This is a genomic window from Stenotrophomonas sp. HMWF003 (genome assembly GCF_003061285.1).
GTDB lineage: Bacteria > Pseudomonadota > Gammaproteobacteria > Xanthomonadales > Xanthomonadaceae > Stenotrophomonas > Stenotrophomonas maltophilia_AP.
Genome location: NZ_QAIW01000362.1, coordinates 1 through 981, shown reverse-complemented (window position 1 = coordinate 981; position 981 = coordinate 1). Strand labels below are relative to the sequence as shown.

Annotated in this window: 1 pseudogene; it reads right to left on the bottom strand. The window is 71.7% G+C overall.

Going from position 1 to position 981, the window contains the following annotated elements:
- Positions 1 to 937: pseudogene (locus DBR34_RS14705) on the bottom strand (DUF1631 family protein); the annotation flags it as partial.
- Between the last annotated feature and the right edge of the window lie 44 nt (positions 938 to 981).

Below are 981 nucleotides of genomic sequence, written 5' to 3'. Positions count from 1 at the left end.
GTTCGGTACGCGAACTGCCTTCATCTTCGCCGCCCGGGGAGGACAGGCGCCGCGCGATCGCGGCCGCTTCGTCCTGGTGGTAGCCGACCTGCAGCAGCGCCGCTTCCACCTGGCCGCCCAGATCGGCATCGCTGGGCGCGGTGCCCGGCGGCAGACAGGTCACCTCGGCGATCCGGGTGGTTTCCTGCTCGCGCTGCTGCCATTGCTCGGAGCCTTCGCCATGGCGGAGCAGGGTAAGGGTGAGCACGTCCGACCACGCCTGCTTCAGCAGCGACTGCACGAAACGCGGCGGTTCGGATTGGGCGCACAGCTGTTCGATGCTGGCCCCAGCCTGCTGTTTGGCCGACTCCAGCCGCTCCTTGCCGCGTGCGGCTTCCACATGGCGGCGCTCGGCGAGTTCGGCCTTGTGCGCCAGCGCGCGGAAGTGCTGCTGGATGTCTTCGTTGGCGGCCTCGAATACCGCCGCGTCGCCCTGGTAGTCGTCCACCACCTGGTCGACCGCGCGGCCCAGCTTCTGTACCAGCTGGGGGTCCACGTCGTCTTCGCCCAGCCAGTTGGCGCCCGCTTCGGCCACGGCGTTGAGCAGTTCGCGCGCGGGGTGCTGGTCGCGCACGAAGAACGCGGGGTCGGACAGGGCCGCGCGTGCCACCGGCACCTGCAGCCGCGCCAGCAGGTCCGCGGCGACGGCGTCCGGGCGCACTTCGCGCTGGATCTGCCCGTACAGCATGTCCAGCAGGTCGAAGGTGTCGCTGTCCTTGACCGTCAGGGCAGCCTGCGCGCCATGGTCGGCGCGCATCTGCGCCAGCAGCGCGTTGTGCAGGTCGGCCATGCTGCGCCGGGCGCTGCCGGTACCGGCGCTCTGGGTCTGCAGCTTGGCCAGGGTGGCGTGCACCGATTCGCTGGCTACCGCCACCGGCGGGCCGGCCGAGGGGCCGGGGGTGGCCCCGGCGGGAACGCCCGGCGACGCCACAGTGCTGCCTG